Source organism: Rhodothermus bifroesti (genome assembly GCF_017908595.1).
GTDB classification, from domain to species: Bacteria; Bacteroidota; Rhodothermia; order Rhodothermales; family Rhodothermaceae; genus Rhodothermus; species Rhodothermus bifroesti.
Map to the genome: position 1 here is coordinate 247,176 of NZ_JAGKTL010000002.1, position 17,959 is coordinate 265,134.

18 protein-coding genes, 1 tRNA gene and 1 riboswitch are annotated in these 17,959 nt (G+C 56.3%); of the genes, 13 read left to right on the plus strand and 6 right to left on the minus strand.

Annotated elements, in window-relative coordinates; genetic code table 11:
• Positions 1 to 3: 3 nt before the first annotated feature.
• The 4 genes from J8E65_RS04790 to gap form a co-directional block, all read right to left on the minus strand.
• Positions 4 to 870, minus strand: coding sequence for a dimethylarginine dimethylaminohydrolase family protein (locus J8E65_RS04790; protein WP_210374263.1), 867 nt, complete (start codon positions 868 to 870; stop codon positions 4 to 6).
• A gap of 2 nt (positions 871 to 872) precedes the next feature.
• Entirely contained in the window at positions 873 to 1,877 is a 1,005-nt protein-coding gene (locus tag J8E65_RS04795) for a mechanosensitive ion channel family protein (protein WP_210374264.1), read from the minus strand.
• Positions 1,878 to 1,936: 59 nt separating this feature from the next.
• Positions 1,937 to 3,145, minus strand: a complete 1,209-nt coding sequence (locus J8E65_RS04800) for a phosphoglycerate kinase (protein WP_210374265.1) — start codon at positions 3,143 to 3,145, stop codon at positions 1,937 to 1,939.
• Positions 3,146 to 3,240: 95 nt separating this feature from the next.
• Positions 3,241 to 4,263, minus strand: coding sequence for a type I glyceraldehyde-3-phosphate dehydrogenase (gap, locus tag J8E65_RS04805; RefSeq protein WP_210374266.1), 1,023 nt, complete (start codon positions 4,261 to 4,263; stop codon positions 3,241 to 3,243).
• Between the two features lie 221 nt (positions 4,264 to 4,484).
• Between gap and J8E65_RS04810 the strand changes: the two genes are divergently transcribed.
• The 4 genes from J8E65_RS04810 to nadA are packed head-to-tail and all read left to right on the plus strand — an operon-like array spanning position 4,485 to position 8,331.
• Positions 4,485 to 5,192, plus strand: coding sequence for a tetratricopeptide repeat protein (locus J8E65_RS04810; protein ID WP_210374267.1), 708 nt, complete (start codon positions 4,485 to 4,487; stop codon positions 5,190 to 5,192).
• An 8-nt stretch (positions 5,193 to 5,200) separates the two neighbouring features.
• Positions 5,201 to 6,583 carry a sigma-54-dependent transcriptional regulator gene (locus tag J8E65_RS04815; RefSeq protein WP_210374268.1) on the plus strand — a complete coding sequence of 461 codons (1,383 nt, stop codon included), beginning with the start codon at positions 5,201 to 5,203 and terminating at the stop codon, positions 6,581 to 6,583.
• A 4-nt stretch (positions 6,584 to 6,587) separates the two neighbouring features.
• The gene (locus J8E65_RS04820; RefSeq protein WP_210374269.1) at positions 6,588 to 7,286 is read left to right on the plus strand and encodes an ABC transporter ATP-binding protein; all 699 of its coding nucleotides are present in this window, start codon (positions 6,588 to 6,590) and stop codon (positions 7,284 to 7,286) included.
• A 52-nt stretch (positions 7,287 to 7,338) separates the two neighbouring features.
• The gene (gene nadA / locus J8E65_RS04825) at positions 7,339 to 8,331 is read left to right on the plus strand and encodes a quinolinate synthase NadA (protein ID WP_210374270.1); all 993 of its coding nucleotides are present in this window, start codon (positions 7,339 to 7,341) and stop codon (positions 8,329 to 8,331) included.
• 7 nt (positions 8,332 to 8,338) lie between these two features.
• Here the strand turns inward: nadA and J8E65_RS04830 are convergent, their stop codons facing one another.
• Positions 8,339 to 9,670: a hypothetical protein gene (locus tag J8E65_RS04830; RefSeq protein ID WP_210374271.1), complete on the minus strand. Its 1,332-nt coding sequence runs from the start codon at positions 9,668 to 9,670 to the stop codon at positions 8,339 to 8,341.
• A gap of 143 nt (positions 9,671 to 9,813) precedes the next feature.
• Here J8E65_RS04830 and J8E65_RS04835 point away from each other — a divergent pair, with 143 nt between their 5' ends.
• The 9 genes from J8E65_RS04835 to J8E65_RS04875 all read left to right on the plus strand — a co-directional run bounded on the left by J8E65_RS04835 (position 9,814) and on the right by J8E65_RS04875 (position 17,406).
• Positions 9,814 to 10,437 (plus strand): LON peptidase substrate-binding domain-containing protein, encoded by a 624-nt coding sequence (locus tag J8E65_RS04835; protein ID WP_237181669.1) that lies wholly within the window; start codon positions 9,814 to 9,816, stop codon positions 10,435 to 10,437.
• Positions 10,438 to 11,301, plus strand: a complete 864-nt coding sequence (locus tag J8E65_RS04840) for an MBL fold metallo-hydrolase (protein ID WP_237181670.1) — start codon at positions 10,438 to 10,440, stop codon at positions 11,299 to 11,301.
• A gap of 2 nt (positions 11,302 to 11,303) precedes the next feature.
• Positions 11,304 to 11,903, plus strand: a complete 600-nt coding sequence (locus J8E65_RS04845) for a histidine kinase dimerization/phospho-acceptor domain-containing protein (protein WP_210374272.1) — start codon at positions 11,304 to 11,306, stop codon at positions 11,901 to 11,903.
• A gap of 86 nt (positions 11,904 to 11,989) precedes the next feature.
• Positions 11,990 to 12,116, plus strand: a riboswitch (SAM riboswitch).
• A 150-nt stretch (positions 12,117 to 12,266) separates the two neighbouring features.
• Entirely contained in the window at positions 12,267 to 13,601 is a 1,335-nt protein-coding gene (locus J8E65_RS04850; protein WP_210374273.1) for an O-acetylhomoserine aminocarboxypropyltransferase/cysteine synthase family protein, read from the plus strand.
• An 8-nt stretch (positions 13,602 to 13,609) separates the two neighbouring features.
• Entirely contained in the window at positions 13,610 to 14,686 is a 1,077-nt protein-coding gene (metX, locus tag J8E65_RS04855) for a homoserine O-acetyltransferase MetX (RefSeq protein WP_210374274.1), read from the plus strand.
• Complete coding sequence (locus J8E65_RS04860; protein ID WP_237181671.1) at positions 14,617 to 15,600, plus strand: aspartate kinase; 984 nt, start codon at positions 14,617 to 14,619, stop codon at positions 15,598 to 15,600. The genes metX and J8E65_RS04860 overlap by 70 nt, the downstream gene beginning before the upstream one ends.
• A gap of 41 nt (positions 15,601 to 15,641) precedes the next feature.
• Entirely contained in the window at positions 15,642 to 16,724 is a 1,083-nt protein-coding gene (asd, locus tag J8E65_RS04865) for an aspartate-semialdehyde dehydrogenase (RefSeq protein ID WP_210374275.1), read from the plus strand.
• A gap of 22 nt (positions 16,725 to 16,746) precedes the next feature.
• Positions 16,747 to 17,250 carry a GNAT family N-acetyltransferase gene (locus J8E65_RS04870; RefSeq protein ID WP_210374276.1) on the plus strand — a complete coding sequence of 168 codons (504 nt, stop codon included), beginning with the start codon at positions 16,747 to 16,749 and terminating at the stop codon, positions 17,248 to 17,250.
• Positions 17,251 to 17,333: 83 nt separating this feature from the next.
• Positions 17,334 to 17,406 (plus strand) — tRNA-Gly (locus J8E65_RS04875).
• Between the two features lie 31 nt (positions 17,407 to 17,437).
• Here J8E65_RS04875 and J8E65_RS04880 read toward each other — a convergent pair.
• Positions 17,438 to 17,950, minus strand: a complete 513-nt coding sequence (locus J8E65_RS04880; RefSeq protein ID WP_210374277.1) for a DUF192 domain-containing protein — start codon at positions 17,948 to 17,950, stop codon at positions 17,438 to 17,440.
• Positions 17,951 to 17,959: the final 9 nt, after the last annotated feature.

The window sequence follows — 17,959 nt, forward strand, 5'->3', positions numbered from 1 at the left end:
CGTTTAGAAAAACATCAGCTTTAGGCAGAAAACCGAGCCGCCAGATTTGAGAAATTCACTGGTATCCAGCTCGATCGGTTCAAACCCGGCAGCGCGCAGCTGTCGGACCGTTTCGTGACATCCTTTTTGGATCAACACATGGCGACCATCTGGGCAGTGTGCATTGCACGCCAGCAGTTCCCGCGCCTCGCGTTCGGGCACTTCAATGAGGTTAGGGATGTGCTGGTGCAAAAGTGCCCGGCTTTCCTTGTCAAAAGCCGCCGGTACGTACAGGGCCGAAACAGCGTCTAGTAGGCTGAGGCACGTGTCCAGGTGATAAAAATCGGGATCTACGAGTCGTAGGGCCAGGATCGGCACGTCGAGTTGGCGGCTGAGCCATTCATAGATAGAACGATCAGTGCGAAAGCCATACCCTCCCCAGAGCAAGGCATGACCTGGGTGCCAAAGGGCGTCTCCCATGCCTTCGAAACTACCGGGCACGGTTTCTGGGATTGAAGTCAACGTGTAGCCTTGCTGCGCAAAGAAGCGGGCCAAGTGGGGCACTTCGTCGCGGCGCTGAGGGGCGTGCATGCGGCTCAGCACCACGCCGCGCTTGCCGTCGGTGGTTTGGTAGGGCAGCGTTTGGTTGGCGCAGAAGACCATATCGGGCAGTTGGGGCACGCCCTCAAGCGTGTGAACCTTAAAGCCCAGCTGCTGGTAAGTTTGTCGTAGGGCTTCCCACTGGGCACGTGCCCGCTTGGGGTCTACTTGTCCAAGGTGGCCTTCCATATGCGGATTGATCACGTAAACCACGTCGAAGTGGTCGGGCGTGACCATCAGTACTTGACGGGGAGGGGGCAAGGGCGGGAGTGTTTCAATTGAAACCACCATCGTTAGTCACTTTCCAAGGGTTCTTTAGAGGGCGTGGAAGAAGGCGCGGTCGTGTCGATAATCTGTCTTGGGGGCAACGTTTTTTCTTCGCGTACGTAAATGGTGCGCCGTGGAAAGGGAATTTCAATGCCCAGCTCATCGAATGCCCTTTTGAGCCGTAGCCGCAGGTCTCGCTCAGCTTGGAACTGTTCGCCTGGGCGTACCTGTACGGCGACGCGAACCGTAACTGCCGAGTCCGCAAAGTTGAGGATGGCTTGCACTTCTGGCTTTTCTTCAAGCAAAATCTCTCGGTGCGCTTGGGCCCACTCGCTGGCTACACGCTCGATAACCGGCAACACGGTGTCGAGATCCTGCTCATAGGCTAAGCCAACTTCAACAATAGCCCGCACAAAGCCGATGCTGCGGTTGCCGAAAATGCGCAATTCACCCGCTGGGATCATGAGCAGTTCGCCGTCAAACTTACGTATCCGGATCAGTCGGACGCCGATGTGCTCCACGGTGCCTATGTCATTGCCGATGCGTACTAGGTCGCCCACATGAATCGTGTCGTCAAAGAGCAGAAAGACGCCACTGATGACGTCGCGCACTAGCGTTTGAGCGCCAAAGCCGATAGCCAAGCCAGCTACGCCAGCTGTGGCTAGTAAGGCACTAACGTTAATGCCCAGCTCGCTTAAGATCATGATGAGTCCAACGGTCCATAGCGCGTAGCGTGCTGAAGAGCTCAGCAAGTTGGCCAGGGTAGAAGCACGCTGGCGTCGTGGATGGGTTGCTGGCAAATCGGCCACGCGCTGCATCCATCGCTGGGCGACGCGATCGATGAGGCGCAAGCCAATAAGCACCAGTGCGGCAATAAACAGGATGTGCAGCAGCAGGCTAAGCAACTTCATCCAGAGGGCTGGATTTTTGAGTTCAGCCCAGAAGGTGCTAAGCGTTGCTACAACCTGCAGCGAATCCTGCCGTAGCATTTCTTGTACCGTGGAGGTATCAGACTGCCGTAGCCATATCATGGGACTGGAAGGGCTTCCAAAACAACTCCCCAACGATACAGTTGGGGAGCGAAGTACAGTTAGGATTTATCGGTGAGTGCAATTAAGCCAGGTAGTGCTTTACCTTCCAAGAACTCAAGCATGGCGCCTCCACCGGTCGATACGTGGCTTACCCGATCGGCATAGCCGGCTTGGGTAATGGCTGCAACGGAGTCGCCACCGCCAACAACGGTTAGGGCGCCTTGCTCGGTGGCTTCGGCCAAGGCTTCAGCTATGGCAAAGGTTCCTTTAGCAAAGTTAGGCATTTCAAAAACGCCCATAGGGCCGTTCCAGACCACTGTGCGGGCATTTCGTATTTCCTCACGATAACGGGCAACCGTTTGGGGTCCAATATCTAGGCCCATAAGGCCTTCGGGAATGTCCCCCGCCACAACTTGTGCTGGAGCCTCGTTGGAGAATTCTGGAGCAACGACGTGGTCGATCGGCAGCAGAATTTTACCTGCAGCCTGCTCGTAGAGGGCGCGGGCTTCCTCGAGACGGTCATCCTCCACGCGAGAGGCCCCTACTTGGTGGCCCAGGGCCTTAAGGAACGTATAGCTCATGGCGCCGCCGATAAGGAGTCGATCGACGCGGGGCAGCAGGTTTTGGATGACCCCGATTTTGTCAGAGACCTTGGCACCACCCAAAATAGCCACGAACGGATGCTCCGGGTTATCCAGCAGTCGGCTCAGGTATGCGACCTCGCGTTGCATAAGGTAGCCCATTGCGGCTGACTTAACATAGTGGGCTACCCCTTCCGTAGAAGCATGGGCGCGGTGGGCTGAACCAAAGGCATCGTTGATGTACACGTCGGCCAACTCGGCCAATTGGCGGGCCAGTTCTGGATCGTTTTTGGTCTCGCCCGGATGAAAGCGGGTGTTTTCCAGTAGGAGCACACCCCCTTCAGGCATACTGTGAATGGCTTGGCGTACGGCTTCGCCCACGATATTGCTCACAAAGCGTACGCGTGTGCCTAGGAGTTCTTCCAAACGCCGAGCGACAGGTGCCAGGCTGTACTTGGGGTCTGGCTGTCCCTTGGGTCGGCCTAAATGGCTCATGAGAATCACTTTGCCGCCTTTCTGAATAATAGCCCGCAGCGTGGGGAGCGCCTCCCGGATGCGGGTATCGTCGGCAACGACGAGATTGCCGCTGGCGTCTTCTTTGAGCGGAACGTTAAAGTCGACCCGGACCAGCACACGCTTGCCTTTGAGGTTCAGGTCATCCAGGGTGAGCTTTTGGAGCGTCGACATGGTCAGGGAGCGGTTGAATTAAACGGTACATGAAAAAGGGAGAACGAAAGGAGCTCCTTTCGCTCTCCCCAAAGGCAGTTCGGCAACTGCGCCCATTAGGCGGGTTCGGCTACGGCCATGAGTTTGCCTACCAGATCGACTGTCCGGCAGGCATAGCCCCACTCGTTATCGTACCAGCCTACGACCTTAACCAGGTTACCACCGATGACCATGGTCGATAGGCTGTCGAAGATGCATGAGTGGGGGTTATGAAGAATGTCGGACGACACAATGGGGTCTTCTGTGTACTGCAAGATCCCTTTGAGCTCGTTTTCGGCTGCCTTGCGAAAGGCTGCGTTGACTTCCTCAATGGTGACTTCGCGCTCAAGTTCGGCTGTAAAGTCGGTAACAGAACCGTCGGGTACGGGTACGCGAAGCGCAAAGCCGTCGAGCTTCCCTTTTAGATGGGGCAGTACAAGACCAACGGCTTTGGCAGCGCCGGTGGTGGTGGGGATGATCGAAACAGCTGCGGCCCGAGCACGCCTGAGGTCGCTGTGGGGCGCGTCTTGCAAGCGCTGATCGGCTGTATAGGCATGCACGGTAAGCATGAAACCACGCCGCACGCCAAAGGCTTCGTCGAGCACCTTGACCATGGGTGCCAAGCAGTTGGTGGTGCAGCTGGCGTTGGAGACCACTTGCTCTTTGCCGGTCAGCGCGTGGTCGTTAACGCCGATCACGATGGTGGCATCTACCTCTCCTTTGGCCGGTGCAGAGATGATCACCTTTTTGGCGCCAGCTTCCAAGTGCTGCGCCGCCTTTTCGCGCGAGCGGAACACGCCGGTTGACTCGATCACAACATCGCACTCCAATTCGCCCCAAGGCAAGTTTTTGGGGTCTTTTTCGCTAAAAACCCGAAAGCGATCTCCATTCACAATGAGCTCGTCGCCTTCAGCACGCACCTCGCCGGGGAAAACGCCATGCACTGAGTCATACTTAAATAGATGGGCCAGCGTCGCAGCGTCGGTGAGGTCGTTTACCCCAACGACATCGAACTGGTCGGTCAAGTTGCGCTCCAAAATGGACCGCAAAACCAGGCGCCCGATGCGGCCAAAGCCATTAATGCCTAGTCTGATGGCCATAGTACCGTTCTCCGTTACTGGTTGCAGGAAAGCCTTTGTAGTATAGCTTACGCTTGAAGCGTCCCCTCGGGCGAGAGGGGTAGCAGGAATTTAAAGAAAATCTGAGCAAAAAGCCCGTGAGCAATTAGGGAAACGTTCTGAAAGACTGGCGTTGAAGCACCGGTCTTGGCACAGTTATCTTTACTAACCTGTGATTTTTGCAACATCAACCTGTTTACTGCATGGCCGTTATTTCGCGTACAGCTTCTGCTGAAAAAAAGGCCGCGCGTGGAGACGCTGTCGTTACGCTCTATGCGCGCTGGCTGGACTTTTACCATCGACAGCGTAGGTATTTCTATCTGGCACTAGCGGGGCTAGTGGTGCTTTTGGCTGGACTGATCGGCTATACGTACTATCAGCGGCACCAAGAGCAGCAAGCGCAGCAGCTTTTGAGCCAGGTGCTTCCGCTCTATGAGCAAGGAAAGTATCGCGAAGCGCTTGACGGCACGCAAGACACGCAGGGGTTGCTGGCGATTGCGCGTGCTTACGGCGGTACCGATGCTGGGAATCTCGCCCGTTTTTATGCAGCTGACGCGCTCTACCAGTTGGGAGACTATGAGCAGGCGCGCGCACTCTGGGCCGCCTTCAAGACCGATGACCCCATGCTGGCGGCATCGGCACTGGCAGGGCAGGCAGCGGTTGCGGAAAATCAGGGGGATCGTGCACGTGCAGCCGAGCTCTACCGCCGAGCCGCTGAACGTTACGCAAACCCTGTAGTTGCACCCCAATACCTGTTGCAGGCTGGCCGCAACTATGAGGCTGCCGGCAACTATACCGAAGCGCAGAAGATGTATGAAACGTTGCGCACGCGTTATCCAGAGTCGGCCCAGGCTGCCGAAGCGGAGATCGCTCTAGCCCGGGTCGCTGCGCGTGCCACGCAAGCCCGCTAAAGCCTGCAATGGCCACAATTCTGGTGGTCGACGACGAGCGCAGCATCCGGCGTACGCTGCGCGAAATTTTGGAATACGAAGGCTACGCGGTCGAGGAGGCCGTCGATGGCGAAGAGGCATTGCAAAAGGTGCGTGAGGGGCGTTACGACCTGGTGCTGCTCGACATTAAGATGCCGCGCCGCGATGGCATGGAGGTGCTGCGCACGTTGTCTGAGCAGTTGCCGGAGCTTCCCGTTGTGATGATCTCTGGCCACGGCACCATTGAAACTGCCGTCGAAGCGACGCGGCTGGGCGCGTTTGACTTTATCGAAAAGCCGCCTGATCTGAACCGGCTGTTGTTGACGGTGCGCAATGCGCTGGAGCGCGGCCAGCTTCAGACCGAAAACCAGCGCATCCGGCAGGTATTAACCGAGCGTTGGGAAGGTGAGCTGACACCTATCCTGGGGGAAAGCCCGGCAATTAAACAGGTGATCGAGACGATTCATCGGGTAGCCCCTACCGAAGCCCGCGTATTGATCACAGGTGAACCAGGCACTGGCAAAGAACTGGTGGCGCGTTGGATTCACCATCTTTCGGCCCGCCGCGATGGCCCTATGGTAGAAGTCAACTGCGCTGCGATTCCTAGCGAACTCATCGAAAGTGAGCTGTTTGGACATGAGAAAGGATCCTTTACCGGGGCTACGCGCTTGCGCATTGGCAAGTTTGAGCAAGCTCATGGGGGCACGCTATTTCTGGACGAAATTGGGGATATGAGCCTGGCTGCCCAGGCCAAAGTGCTGCGGGCATTGCAAGAAAATCGCATCCAGCGCGTAGGTGGCGAGCGCACCATACCGGTCGATGTACGCGTTGTTGCTGCTACTAATAAGGACCTCTGGAAACTCGTCGAAGAGCAAAAATTCCGCGAAGATCTTTACCATCGGCTAAGTGTTATTCTGATTCATGTGCCCCCGCTGCGCGAGCGCCGTGGCGATATTCCTATTATTGCGCGTTTTGCACTGGAGCGGCTGGCCCGGAGAAATGGCATGCCACCGAAGGCCTTCGAGCCTGCTGCGCTGGAGCAACTGCAACGTTACGAGTGGCGTGGCAATGTGCGGGAACTCTACAACGTCGTCGAACGCCTGCTTATTTTGAGCGAAGGACCTACAATTACCGCACGCGACGTCATGCGCTACGTGCATCCGGGTAGCGGTACCAGCACAGGATCCCTTCATGAACTGCTTGAGCGCTACCCAACCTTTACGGCCTTTCGAGACGCGGCTGAAAAGCTTTTTCTCGAGCACAAGCTGCGTGAGTTTGGATGGAATGTGAGCAAAACCGCTGAGGCAATTGGGATCCAGCGCTCTCACCTGTACAATAAGCTTACCAAATACGGCATTCAGCGCGAAGCCTAACTTCATGCCGCTCCTTGAAGTCATTGACCTATGGAAAAGCTATCCGACCGGCAGAGGTGGGCGCTTAGAAGTGCTGCAAGGCGTTGAGCTCAACGTTTCGGCCGGCGAAGTGGTGGCTATTGTCGGTGAAAGTGGTACAGGCAAAAGTACGCTGTTGCATCTGCTAGGAGCTCTCGACCGTCCCGACCGGGGCGAGGTGCGTTACAACGGCGAAAATATCTTCGACAAAGATGACGAAGCCTTAGCCACCTTTCGCAACCGGACGATCGGGTTTGTCTTTCAGTTTCACCATTTGCTGCCCGAGTTTACAGCGTTGGAGAACGTAGCCATGCCAGCGCTGATTCAAGGCTACCGACTACGTGAAGTGCGGCAGCGGGCACTGGAACTGCTGGCGCTGTTGGGCCTGGCCGATCGCGCCGATGATCGACCTTCGATGCTCTCCGGTGGAGAGCAGCAGCGCGTGGCTGTAGCCCGCGCCCTCATGAACCAACCAGCGGTAGTGCTGGCCGACGAGCCTACCGGAAATCTGGACGTCCGCACAGCCGATACCTTGCACCGGGAAATCCTCCGCTTAAGCCGCGAAGTAGGCCAAACGTTTATCATCGCTACGCACAATTTGTCGCTAGCGGCCTTAGCCGACCGCGTGCTGCGCTTAGAACAAGGCCGCCTGGTCCCCGAACCCGTCTCTCCTGCTGAACGATAACCGTTCCCACGCGTAAAACAAACGCAGCTTATCTTGCAAAAGCGACAGTGCCATGGTTGAACCGGCAGTACTTCATCCAGAAATAGGTTACGTCGATGTTCCCATTGACCCTGCCTTAGATTTGGTTGCTGAAATTAACCGACTGCGCCAGGAAAAAAACGCTATCATCTTGGCGCATTATTACCAGGATCCCGTTATTCAAGACCTGGCCGACTATATTGGGGATTCGCTAGGCCTGTCGCGTAAAGCTGCCGAAACGAATGCCGACCTGATTGTTTTTGCTGGGGTGCATTTCATGGCCGAAACGGCTAAGATCCTTAACCCGGACAAAAAAGTAGTTATTCCGGACCTGAATGCCGGCTGCTCCTTGGCCGATAGCTGCCCCGCCGATGCCTTTGCCGCTTTTAAGGCGCAATATCCCGATCATCTGGTGATTTCCTACATTAACTGCTCAGCAGCCGTAAAAGCGTTAAGCGACATTATTTGCACCTCTTCGAATGCCGAACACATTATCCGGCAAATTCCTCCTGAGCAGCCTATCCTGTTTGCCCCAGATCGCAATTTAGGGCGTTACCTGATGCGCAAAACCGGGCGAAACATGGTGCTTTGGGACGGGGTGTGCATCGTGCATGAGACCTTCAGTGAAAAGAAAATTCTGCAGCTCAAAGCACGCTATCCAGAAGCATTGGTTTTAGCACATCCAGAGTGCGAAGAAGCGGTGCTGCAGCATGCCGATTTTATTGGCTCAACCGCAGCGATTCGAAAGTTTGCACGCGAAAGCCCGCACGCTGTCTTTATTGTGGCCACTGAGGAGGGCATCTTGCACCAAATGCGCAAGGATTGCCCAGAAAAGACGTTTATTCCAGCACCACCCGATGGCGGCTGCAATTGCAGCCAGTGCCCGCATATGCGGCTGCATACGCTCGAAAAGCTCTACTTGGCGTTGCGCTACGAGCAACCGGAAATCACACTGGACGAAACGCTCCGCCTACAAGCCCTGCGGCCCATTCAGCGTATGTTGGAAATGAGCCAAGGGGTTGCCTAAAGCAAACTCATAGCGCCCATCGCAGACCAAGCATGGACGCAAAGCGACGTTGGGGAAGATAACAAGCAATGCCCCCAGGAGCATCAAGCAAACGTTCAAAGGTATAACGGGCTTGCACAAGTAACCAGAGGGGGCGCGCTAGGAGATAATGGGTTTCGAAAAATAGCCAGCTTTGCGCACCCATGGGCTGAAAAAGCGCTAGCCAATCGCTCAGTCCGCTACGACTGATGCCGGTTTGTACCTGGAGCTCTCGCGTGCGCAAAAACAGCCGAAAGTGAAACGTACTGAGCCGCTGTGAACCGTAGTGCTTTCGGAAAAAGTACCAGAGCTCAAAGCGCTGCGGAAAAAGCAAATGCACTTCTGTAAAGAAACCGTTGCCGCCTCTGGCTTCAGGCAGACTAATGCCGGCATAGCGAAGGGTATGGGGATAAGCTGCGGGGTCGAGAATGCGTGCGCGCAGGTTTTGCACAGGGTAAAAAACGCCCATATAGCCCGGCAAAAATGCTTTGCCGTCATAATCGAGCCCCATCCGAAGCTGAAAGGCCATGAGGTCGATCAAGTTAGGGCTCTGGAGCGAAGCTCCCAGGCGTAGGCCGGTGCCGTAGTGTCGATAGTGTGCTAGGCTAACAAAGGGAACCAGTGCAGGCGTTTCGGTAGGCAGAAGGTTAAGCGAAAGGTCTGCGTTTACGGCTTCCAGCAGGGCAGATTGACGAAAGGCGGGGTCGCGCACGTAGCTTAGCCCCAGCGTCAGAAAACGGAAGCGACTGGTTTGAGCCCAAAAGAAAGGACGAAGGGCTAGTCGAGCCCCAGCGACAGCCTGGCGGCGCACATCGGTAGAAAAAGCTTCCATGTCCAACGCAGCTGTTGACCAGGCCAGTTCTAGCCCTAGGGTACGTTCGTCCCAGGCTGCAGCCGTATGTAAAAAATCCACCACATGGCCGGTGCCCAGCCGGGTACGATTGAGTGGGCCAAGGCGCAAATAAAAACGCTGATTGCGCGACGGCTGATAGCGTAAAAAATCAATTAGGCGTAGCACGTCGTAGAGTTCGTCGAAGTCGGCTGTATAGGTGCCGTAGAGGCCTGTCTGGAAGACAGCGTTCAGGCGCGTGGTCCACGACTGGGTAACAAGCAACAAACGGCTGCGTACAGCGAATCGCCATTGAGGTCCGATGAGTGAAAGACCTCCCCAGCTGTCTAAGGAGTGACTGTGCCGCCACCAGACGTACGCTGTCTGTTCGGCAGGGTCATTCGCTGCGCTCCAAGGGTGCACCAACGGCAGTCCCTGTGCACGCAAGAGGCCAAAAGGAATAAAAAGTAAACTGCAAAGCACTAGACGCATGGTGCAGTCTCTAGAAAGATCGGCCCATGTGACCCCAAGAAAATACGGCTTTCGCGTCTCCGGTAAAGGCCTTTGGAAACCCACACCGGCTTGTGTTCATTAGGCTTTCTCTGGTTAGGCAAAGCTGGTCAGGTTGCATAGGGATGGAACGATTACCCTTGTTTCCACTTGGCGTAGTGCTTTATCCAGGCGAGCGCCTGCCGCTCCATATTTTTGAGCCCCGTTATCGGGATTTGATCCGCGATTGTTTAGCGCAGGATGTCCCGTTTGGGATTGTGCTGGCCGAGGAAGGACGCCTGGCGCGCGTTGGCTCGACTGCGCGCATTACGCGGATCCTAGCCCGCTATGCGGACGGGCGCATGGACATTCTGGTGACGGGTGAGGAGCGGTTTCGCATCGTGCAGCTCTATTCGGACCGGCCTTATTTGACTGCCGACGTGGAACGCATCGTGGAGCCTTTTGAGGCACCGCAGCACGCGCTGCGCGAGCGGCTCATTACGCAGCATATGCGCCTGTTGGAGCTTGTGGGGCAGACAGTGCGGCCTGCACTTTACCAGGATGTGCGCTATCTGTCGTATGTCGTGGCTTCCAATGCCGGACTAACCCTGGAGCAGCAACAGGAAGTGCTAGAACTGCTGACCGAAAATGAGCGCCTGGCCTATCTTGTAGCACATCTGGAACGCTTGCTTCCACAGGTAGAACAGATGGAATCGGTGCGCCGGCGCATTCAATCGAATGGACATTTTCCACCTTCTTCAGATACGTAAATGACTATGCCTAAAATTGGTCCGTATACCCTACATGCAATAGAAACAGGACGATTTCGACTCGATGGGGGCGCGATGTTTGGGATTGTGCCCAAACCCCTTTGGGAGCGTTATGCCCCGGCCGATGCACGCAATCGCATTGTACTCAACATGCGCTGCTTGCTCTTAGAGAGCAGCAATCGGCTGGTGCTTATCGATAACGGTCTAGGAGATGCGTTTGATGCCAAATTTCAAGACCTTTATGCTGTCGATTACGAATATGCCGAACTGCACCGGTCACTACAGGCTTTAGGCTTTTCGGCAGCAGACGTAACCGATGTGGTGCTGACGCATTTACACTTCGATCACTGCGGGGGGAGTACGCGGCAAGGCCGGGATCGGCAGGAGATTGCATTTCCGAATGCCACATTTTATGTTCAGGAGCGGCATTGGTCTTGGGCTAGGCGTCCCCATTTGCGTGAACGGGCATCGTTTTTGCAGGAAAAACTATCTGTACTAGAGGCCTCGGGTCAGCTTCAGCTCTTAAAGGGTCCGGGTGAAGTGCTTCCAGGAGTTTTTGTGGAAGTGGTAAACGGACATACCGAAGCCCAGCAGCTCGTTCGGATTACAGGTCCGGAGGGCACACTGGTGTTTGTGGCTGACCTTATTCCGACGGCAGTGCATGTGCGGCCGCTCTGGAACATGGGATATGACATTCGTCCTCTAGTAACGATTGAAGAAAAGCTGGCTTTTCTGGAGCAGGCTGCAGCGCAGGGATGGCAATTGTTTTTTGAGCACGATCCTGAAATTGCCGTGGTGAGCCTGCAGCATTCGGAGCAAGGCATTGTGGCTGTGCATCCACGTTCGCTGGAGGAGGTCTTTTGACGATGGAAGCATCGCAAGTGCGCGTGCTCTTGGTAGCCGACGATACAGGGGGTGAAATGCGTCGAGGACTTGAAGCTTATGGTCTTCAGGTCGAAGTTTGTTCTGTTGCCTTATTGGAAACGCGCTTGCGGGAAACGACTTGGCATGGTGTGGTTTTGGGAGACCTATCGGAAGGCCTACTGAGCTTTTGTCTTCGACAGCTTCAGGGCCATCAGCCTCCGCTACCCGTGTTGTTGTGGCAGCAGGCGGAGCTTCCCAGGCTGGTGGCCTCGCTGGCGGCTGAGGGTCGGTTGCGCGTAGCCTTGCCTGGCCAAACAGAAACGCTTCGCGCTTGGGCCCAGGCATTAACCATGCGTGCGCACCTAACGCCTGAGGAACGGTTGCAGTGGTTGCGACAGGAGCTTTCCCGGCTCAATCACGACCTAAAGAATCCACTGGCGATTATTGCCGGTAATGCCCAGTTTATGCAGGAGCTGCTGCGCTTGTCCAGCGATCCGGCGGATTGGACAGGACCGGTAGCCGACATTTTAGAGGCTTGCGAACGGATTAACGCGTTGTTGCAACGCTTAGGAGCGCTGCGCGATGCGTTGCCAGAGTCCTAAGGCATTTTTTCACGGACGGCAATGTAAGGTGCAGGGGAACCGGGGTAGCAAGATCCCGTAGAAGGCGCCAACGGATTGTTCTTACCAGCTCATCCAGAAGGGTGGAGGGAACAGGCCCTGTGAAACCCTGGCAACCGCCCTACTGATCGTCGAGAGACGACAGCGGGAAAGGTGCCAATTCCTGCCTCGCGCGACCGCGAGGGGAGATGAGCTGTTCCAGCCGGCTAAGCCGCGCAGTGAACAGTGTAGCCTCTTCCGCGGGTCGGTTGCGGGAGAGGTTTTTTTATAACCTCTCATACGGGCGAGGGCAAGCAAGATGGGCTGGTCAGGCTGTGTAACGTTCACCAACCCACTGCATGCGGTATGCCGACTTCGCCGTTTGACCGTCCGTTGCGCTTCGAAACGTTGCAGGTACATGCTGGACAGGAGCCCGACCCCGCTACGCAGGCACGCGCTGTCCCGATCTATGCAACCACTTCGTATGTGTTCAAAGATGCCGACCACGCTGCTCGGTTGTTTGCGTTGCAGGAATTCGGCAATATCTACACCCGCATCATGAACCCCACGACCGACGTATTTGAACGTCGCGTAGCAGCCCTAGAAGGTGGGGTAGCAGCCCTGGCCACTTCAAGCGGTCAGGCGGCACAGTTTCTGGCGCTTACGACCCTGGCCGAGGCTGGAGACAACATTGTTTCGACCAGCTACCTTTACGGCGGCACGTATAACCAGTTTAAAGTCTCTTTTCCACGGATCGGCATTGAAGTGCGTTTTGCTGAGGGAGATGATCCGGAAACGATAGCACGGCTGATCGATGAGCGCACCAAGGCCGTGTACGTCGAAACGATTGGCAATCCAAGGTTTAATATTCCTGACTTTGAGCGCATTGCCGAGGTGGCGCATCAGCATGGCGTACCCTTGGTGGTCGACAACACTTTTGGTGCGTGCGGCTACTTGTGCCGTCCGATTGCTTTTGGTGCCGATATTGTGTTGCATTCTGCCACGAAGTGGATCGGCGGCCATGGTACAACGATTGGCGGCGTTATTGTGGATGCCGGGACGTTCCCTTGGGATAATGGTCGCTTTCCTGCTTTTACGGAGCCTGCCCCAGGGTATCATGGCCTGAACTTCTGGGAAACGTTTGGTCCGCAAGGTGTACTGGGGGTAAATGTGGCCTTTATCCTCCGAGCTCGGGTAGAAGGGATGCGCGATTTTGGCCCGTGCCCAAATCCGTTTGGTTCGTTTTTGCTGCTTCAAGGGCTAGAGACACTTTCGCTGCGCGTGCAGCGGAGCTGCGACAATGCCTTAGCGCTAGCCCGCTGGTTGCGTGAGCAACCCGAGGTGGCTTGGGTCAGCTATCCTGGGTTGGAAGATCATCCTTATCATGAGCGGGCCAAAAAGTACCTGCGTAACGGCTTTGGAGCCGTCTTGGCGTTTGGGCTGAAAGGCGGCTATGAAGCGGGTCGCGCTTTTGTGAGCCAGGTGCGCCTGGCCAGTTTGCTGGCGAACGTAGGTGATGCTAAAACGCTGGTGATTCATCCGGCGTCAACGACGCATCAGCAGCTAACGGCCGAAGAACAATTGGCTGCTGGTGTAACGCCCGACATGGTGCGTGTATCGGTTGGTATTGAACACATCGACGACATTAAGGAAGACTTCGCACAGGCGCTGGCACAGTGTTCCCTGGCCAAAGCGGCTTAAGCTTACCCATGACACAAACCTTCATGCTCCCAGAATTTACCCTGGAAAGTGGGGTTGTGCTTCGCCAGGTACCGGTGGCCTACCGGACGTGGGGCCATCTGAACCGGGAAGGAACAAACGCCTTGGTCGTCTGTCATGCCCTGACCGGTAGCGCAGATGTGGATCAGTGGTGGGGAGATTTGCTAGGACCCGGCAAGGCTTTCGACACCAATCGGTTTTTTGTGGTCTGTGCAAATGTGCTGGGCTCACCCTACGGGACGGCCTCGCCGCTTACGATCAATCCGGCTACAGGCCGTCCTTATGGGCCTGAATTCCCCCAAGTAACTATCCGCGACACGGTTCGCCTGCATCGATGTCTGCTAGAGCACTTAGGCGTGCAGCAGGTGGCCGTTGTGGTGGGGGGATCGATGGGAGGGATGCAAGTGTTGGAATGGGCCTTTTTTGGAGACTACGTGCGGTCTATTGTACCTATTGCTGTAGGCGGTCGCCATTCGGCCTGGTGTATTGCCTGGAGTGAGGCGCAACGCCAGGCCATCTATGCCGACCCGCGCTGGCAAGGGGGATACTACGATCCTAATGCTCCACCAGTGCAGGGGCTGGCAACGGCCCGTATGATGGCAATGATCTCCTACCGCTCTTACCAGTCCTTCGAGGCACGTTTTGGGCGGCGCCGCATGGTACGCGACACCGAAGAACTCTTTGCCATCGAAAGTTACCTGCGTTACCAAGGCGAAAAGCTGGTGCGGCGCTTTGACGCAAACTGTTACGTGCGGCTAACCCAGAAGATGGATTCGCACGACGTGTCGCGAGGCAGAGGCCCATATCCCGAAGTGTTGGCCGAAATTCGCCAGCCAGCCCTGGTCGTGGGTATTGACTCGGACGTGCTCTACCCCCTGGTCGAACAGGAAGAGCTGGTCAACCATTTGCCCAATGCTTCCCTCTACGTGTTGCACTCGCCCCATGGGCATGATGCCTTTTTGATCGAAACAAAAATCCTCAACGAAGTCTTGCACGAATGGATCTCCACGATCATTCCCGAGCAGGCCTGGAGCATGCCGCAGGCGCGGAGCGAAACAGCGGTCTGAAAGTGCTCAAGTTCGGGGGAACTTCGGTGGGCAGCCCGGAAATGATCGCCCGCGTAGCGGAGCTCATTGCTCAGGCAGCTGCGACCCATCGCGTTGTTGTGGTCGTTTCGGCGCGAGCCGGCGTAACCAACACGCTGGTAGCCGCCTATGAGGCCCTTGAGGCAGGCACGCTGGACATCGAGGCACTTTTGGCTTTGCTACGGCAAGAGCATCGCGCGTTGGCTGCTGTGTTGAAGGACGATCCAGCGCTGCGACAAGGGTACATGTCGGTGCTTGAGGCGGAGCTCAAGCGTTTGCATGAAGCCCTTCAGGCGGCCCAGGCCCAATCGGATGCGGCCTGGCGGGATGAGGTGCTAGCTGCCGGCGAACGCTTGATGGCACCCCTGCTGGCTGCCACCCTGAAGGCGCGTGGGCTGTCGGCATTTGCGCAAGATGCCACCGCACTGCTGGTGACCGATCGCATGCATGGCGCGGCTAGTGTCGACCTAGAAGCTTCACGCGTGCGCGTCATGTCCTGGTTTGCTCGGCTTAGTCCGCACAGCGTGCCAGTGGTGACTGGTTTTATCGGCGCAACGCCTGAAGGCCGTACCACGACCCTAGGGCGTGGTGGCAGCGACTACTCGGCGGCCGTGCTGGCAGCTTTGCTGAAGGCGAGCGTGCTGGAACGCTGGACCGATGTAGACGGCTTGTATACGGAAGATCCACGCAAAAATCCGCAAGCCGAACACTACGATACCCTGGTGTTGGAAGAAGCCTGGGCTTGGAATCAAGCTGGGCGCTTGGGCATGCACCGCAAAGCCCTCGATCCACTGGTGGCTGCAGGCATTCCGGTACATATTCGTTCAACGCTTGCCCCAGAGCGACCAGGTACCTGGCTGATTCCAGCACAACCCCCACAGGCACTTGCCGTATAACGCGTTGTCCTAAATAACATAGCAAGCTTACCCCAATTGCCATGACTGCACCGAAGTTTCGTGTAGGCATTCTAGGCGCCACAGGTGCCGTAGGCCAAAAATTTGTTGAACTCTTGGCCGATCATCCTTGGTTTGAGATCACCGTGCTAGCTGCATCGGACCGTTCGTCCGGCAAACCTTACCGCGAAGCAGCTCACTGGATCGGCAGTCGACCGATTCCCCCACAGGTAGCCGAGCAGGAAGTCGTACCTATTTCGACCGAGCTGGATTGTGACTTTGTGTTTTCTGGTCTTAGTGCCGATGTGGCAGGAGAGATTGAGCTTATGCTCGCCGAGGCCGGCTATCCCGTGATTTCTAATGCCCGCAACTATCGCATGCGGGAGGATGTGCCGCTGCTTATCCCAGAGATTAACCCTACGCACACGGCGCTTATCGAGCGCCAGCCCTGGAAAGCCAACGGCGGGTTTATTGTCACGAACCCTAACTGTTCTACCGTAGGGTTGGTGTGTGCGCTTTATCCACTCATTCAAGCCTTTGGTGTTGAACAGGTGCACGTAACTACGCTTCAGGCCCTCTCGGGCGCAGGGTATCCAGGCGTGCCTTCGCTCGATGCTACGGCCAACGTGATTCCGTTTATCAGCGGTGAAGAAGAAAAAATGGCTACCGAGCCGCGTAAGATTCTGGGACGGTTGGTAGACGGCCGCGTAGAGCCAGCGGCTTTGCGCATCAGTGCACAGTGCAATCGTGTACCGGTGCTTGAAGGGCATCTGGAGTGCATTTCAGTCAAACTTAGCCAGCCAGCTTCAGCCGAAACCGTGCGTGACGTGCTTGCTGCGTTCCGGAGCCCTATTGCTGATCTAGGATTACCTACAGCTCCGGAGCGATTGCTGCAGGTTTTTGATGAGCCGCATTTCCCGCAGCCGCGGCGGCATGCTGAGCTTGGGCGAGGAATGACGGTTTCTGTTGGACGTATTCGCCCGTGCGAAGTATTCGACGTGAAGTTCGTGGCCCTGGTGCACAACACGATCCGTGGCGCTGCTGGTGGTGCTGTGCTCAATGCCGAACTCTTGGTGCGTCAAGGCTACCTGAAACCTCGCCGGGCGCCCGTCGTAGCCGAGGCCTGAGCAAGGCCATCGGAGAGGCTTTATGCAAGAGATCATCGTGCGGCCAGCAAGCTGGCGCGATGCAGCGGCCGTGGAAGGACTTTGGTGCCGGTTGCTGGAAGAGCAGGCAGCCCTGGAGCCACGCTTTGCGCCGGCCGACGACGCTCGGCGGCGTTGGCGCAACGATTTTATGCTGTGGGTACGAGATCGCATCTACTGCATCTATGTGGCCGACCGAGAGGGGGAGCTCGTAGGCTTCATCTCCGCACACCAGTGGAGTCCGCCGCCTATTTATCGGCAAGAACTAGAAGTGTACATCGACGAGCTTTATGTGCTGCCGAACTATCGCCGGCTCGGTATTGGAAGCCGCTTGGTTGCCGCAGTGCGGGCATGGGCAGCGCAGCTTGGGGCACAACGCCTGCGGCTGGGCGTCCTGGCAGCTAACCAAGAAGGACTCCGTTTCTGGACACAACAGCATGCCCAGCCTTTTGCCGTGACGCTTACGATCCCTTTGCGGGATTTTCAAGCGCAAAAGGCGGAAACCTAAAGCCTCACTTTTGCGATAAAAGCCATTGCTTGCAGGTTGACAAGTTGGCAATTGCTGTAGTATTCTAGCTGCTACAGCAATAAGCGGAAGTAGCTCAGCTGGTAGAGCGTCTGCTTGCCATGCAGAAGGTCGCGGGTTCGAGTCCCGTCTTCCGCTCTTTTCCGGCTGCTCAAGGCAGCCGGTTTTTTTATGGATTGCGGGCAGCTACTGGTGTTGTGGGGTAGCGCCTCCAGCGTAGGCGGTCGCCTTCTACAAGGCCGTAGGTATCTGCAAAACCGGCCGGCACTTCTACTACAAACTGAGCAGGATAGCGCGAAGAAATGTTTTCGGTTGAGTAAGGACGGGTGTACTTCGCTATTGAGACGATCTGCGAGTCGGCATTAACAAAAATAATGTCCAGTGACAGCGGTGTATTGGCCATCCAGAAGCCCAGCATTTCCTCGCGCTCAAAAATAAACAGCATACCACTCCGTTCTGGAAGGGCATAGCGCTCCATGAGGCCACGCTGACGCGTCGAGTCGGTATCGGCGATTTCGATCTTAATGGTGACCAGCGTATCCTGATTGCGCACAAAAGCTAACGTCCCATCTTCCCGAAAGGGAATCATGCGACCTGTAAGCGAAGGTGGCGCAGGTTGGGTTTTGCGTCCACAGCCTGCCAGCAAGAGGGCAAAAGCGCCCATAAGCACGACGCGAAGCATACCCCAAGG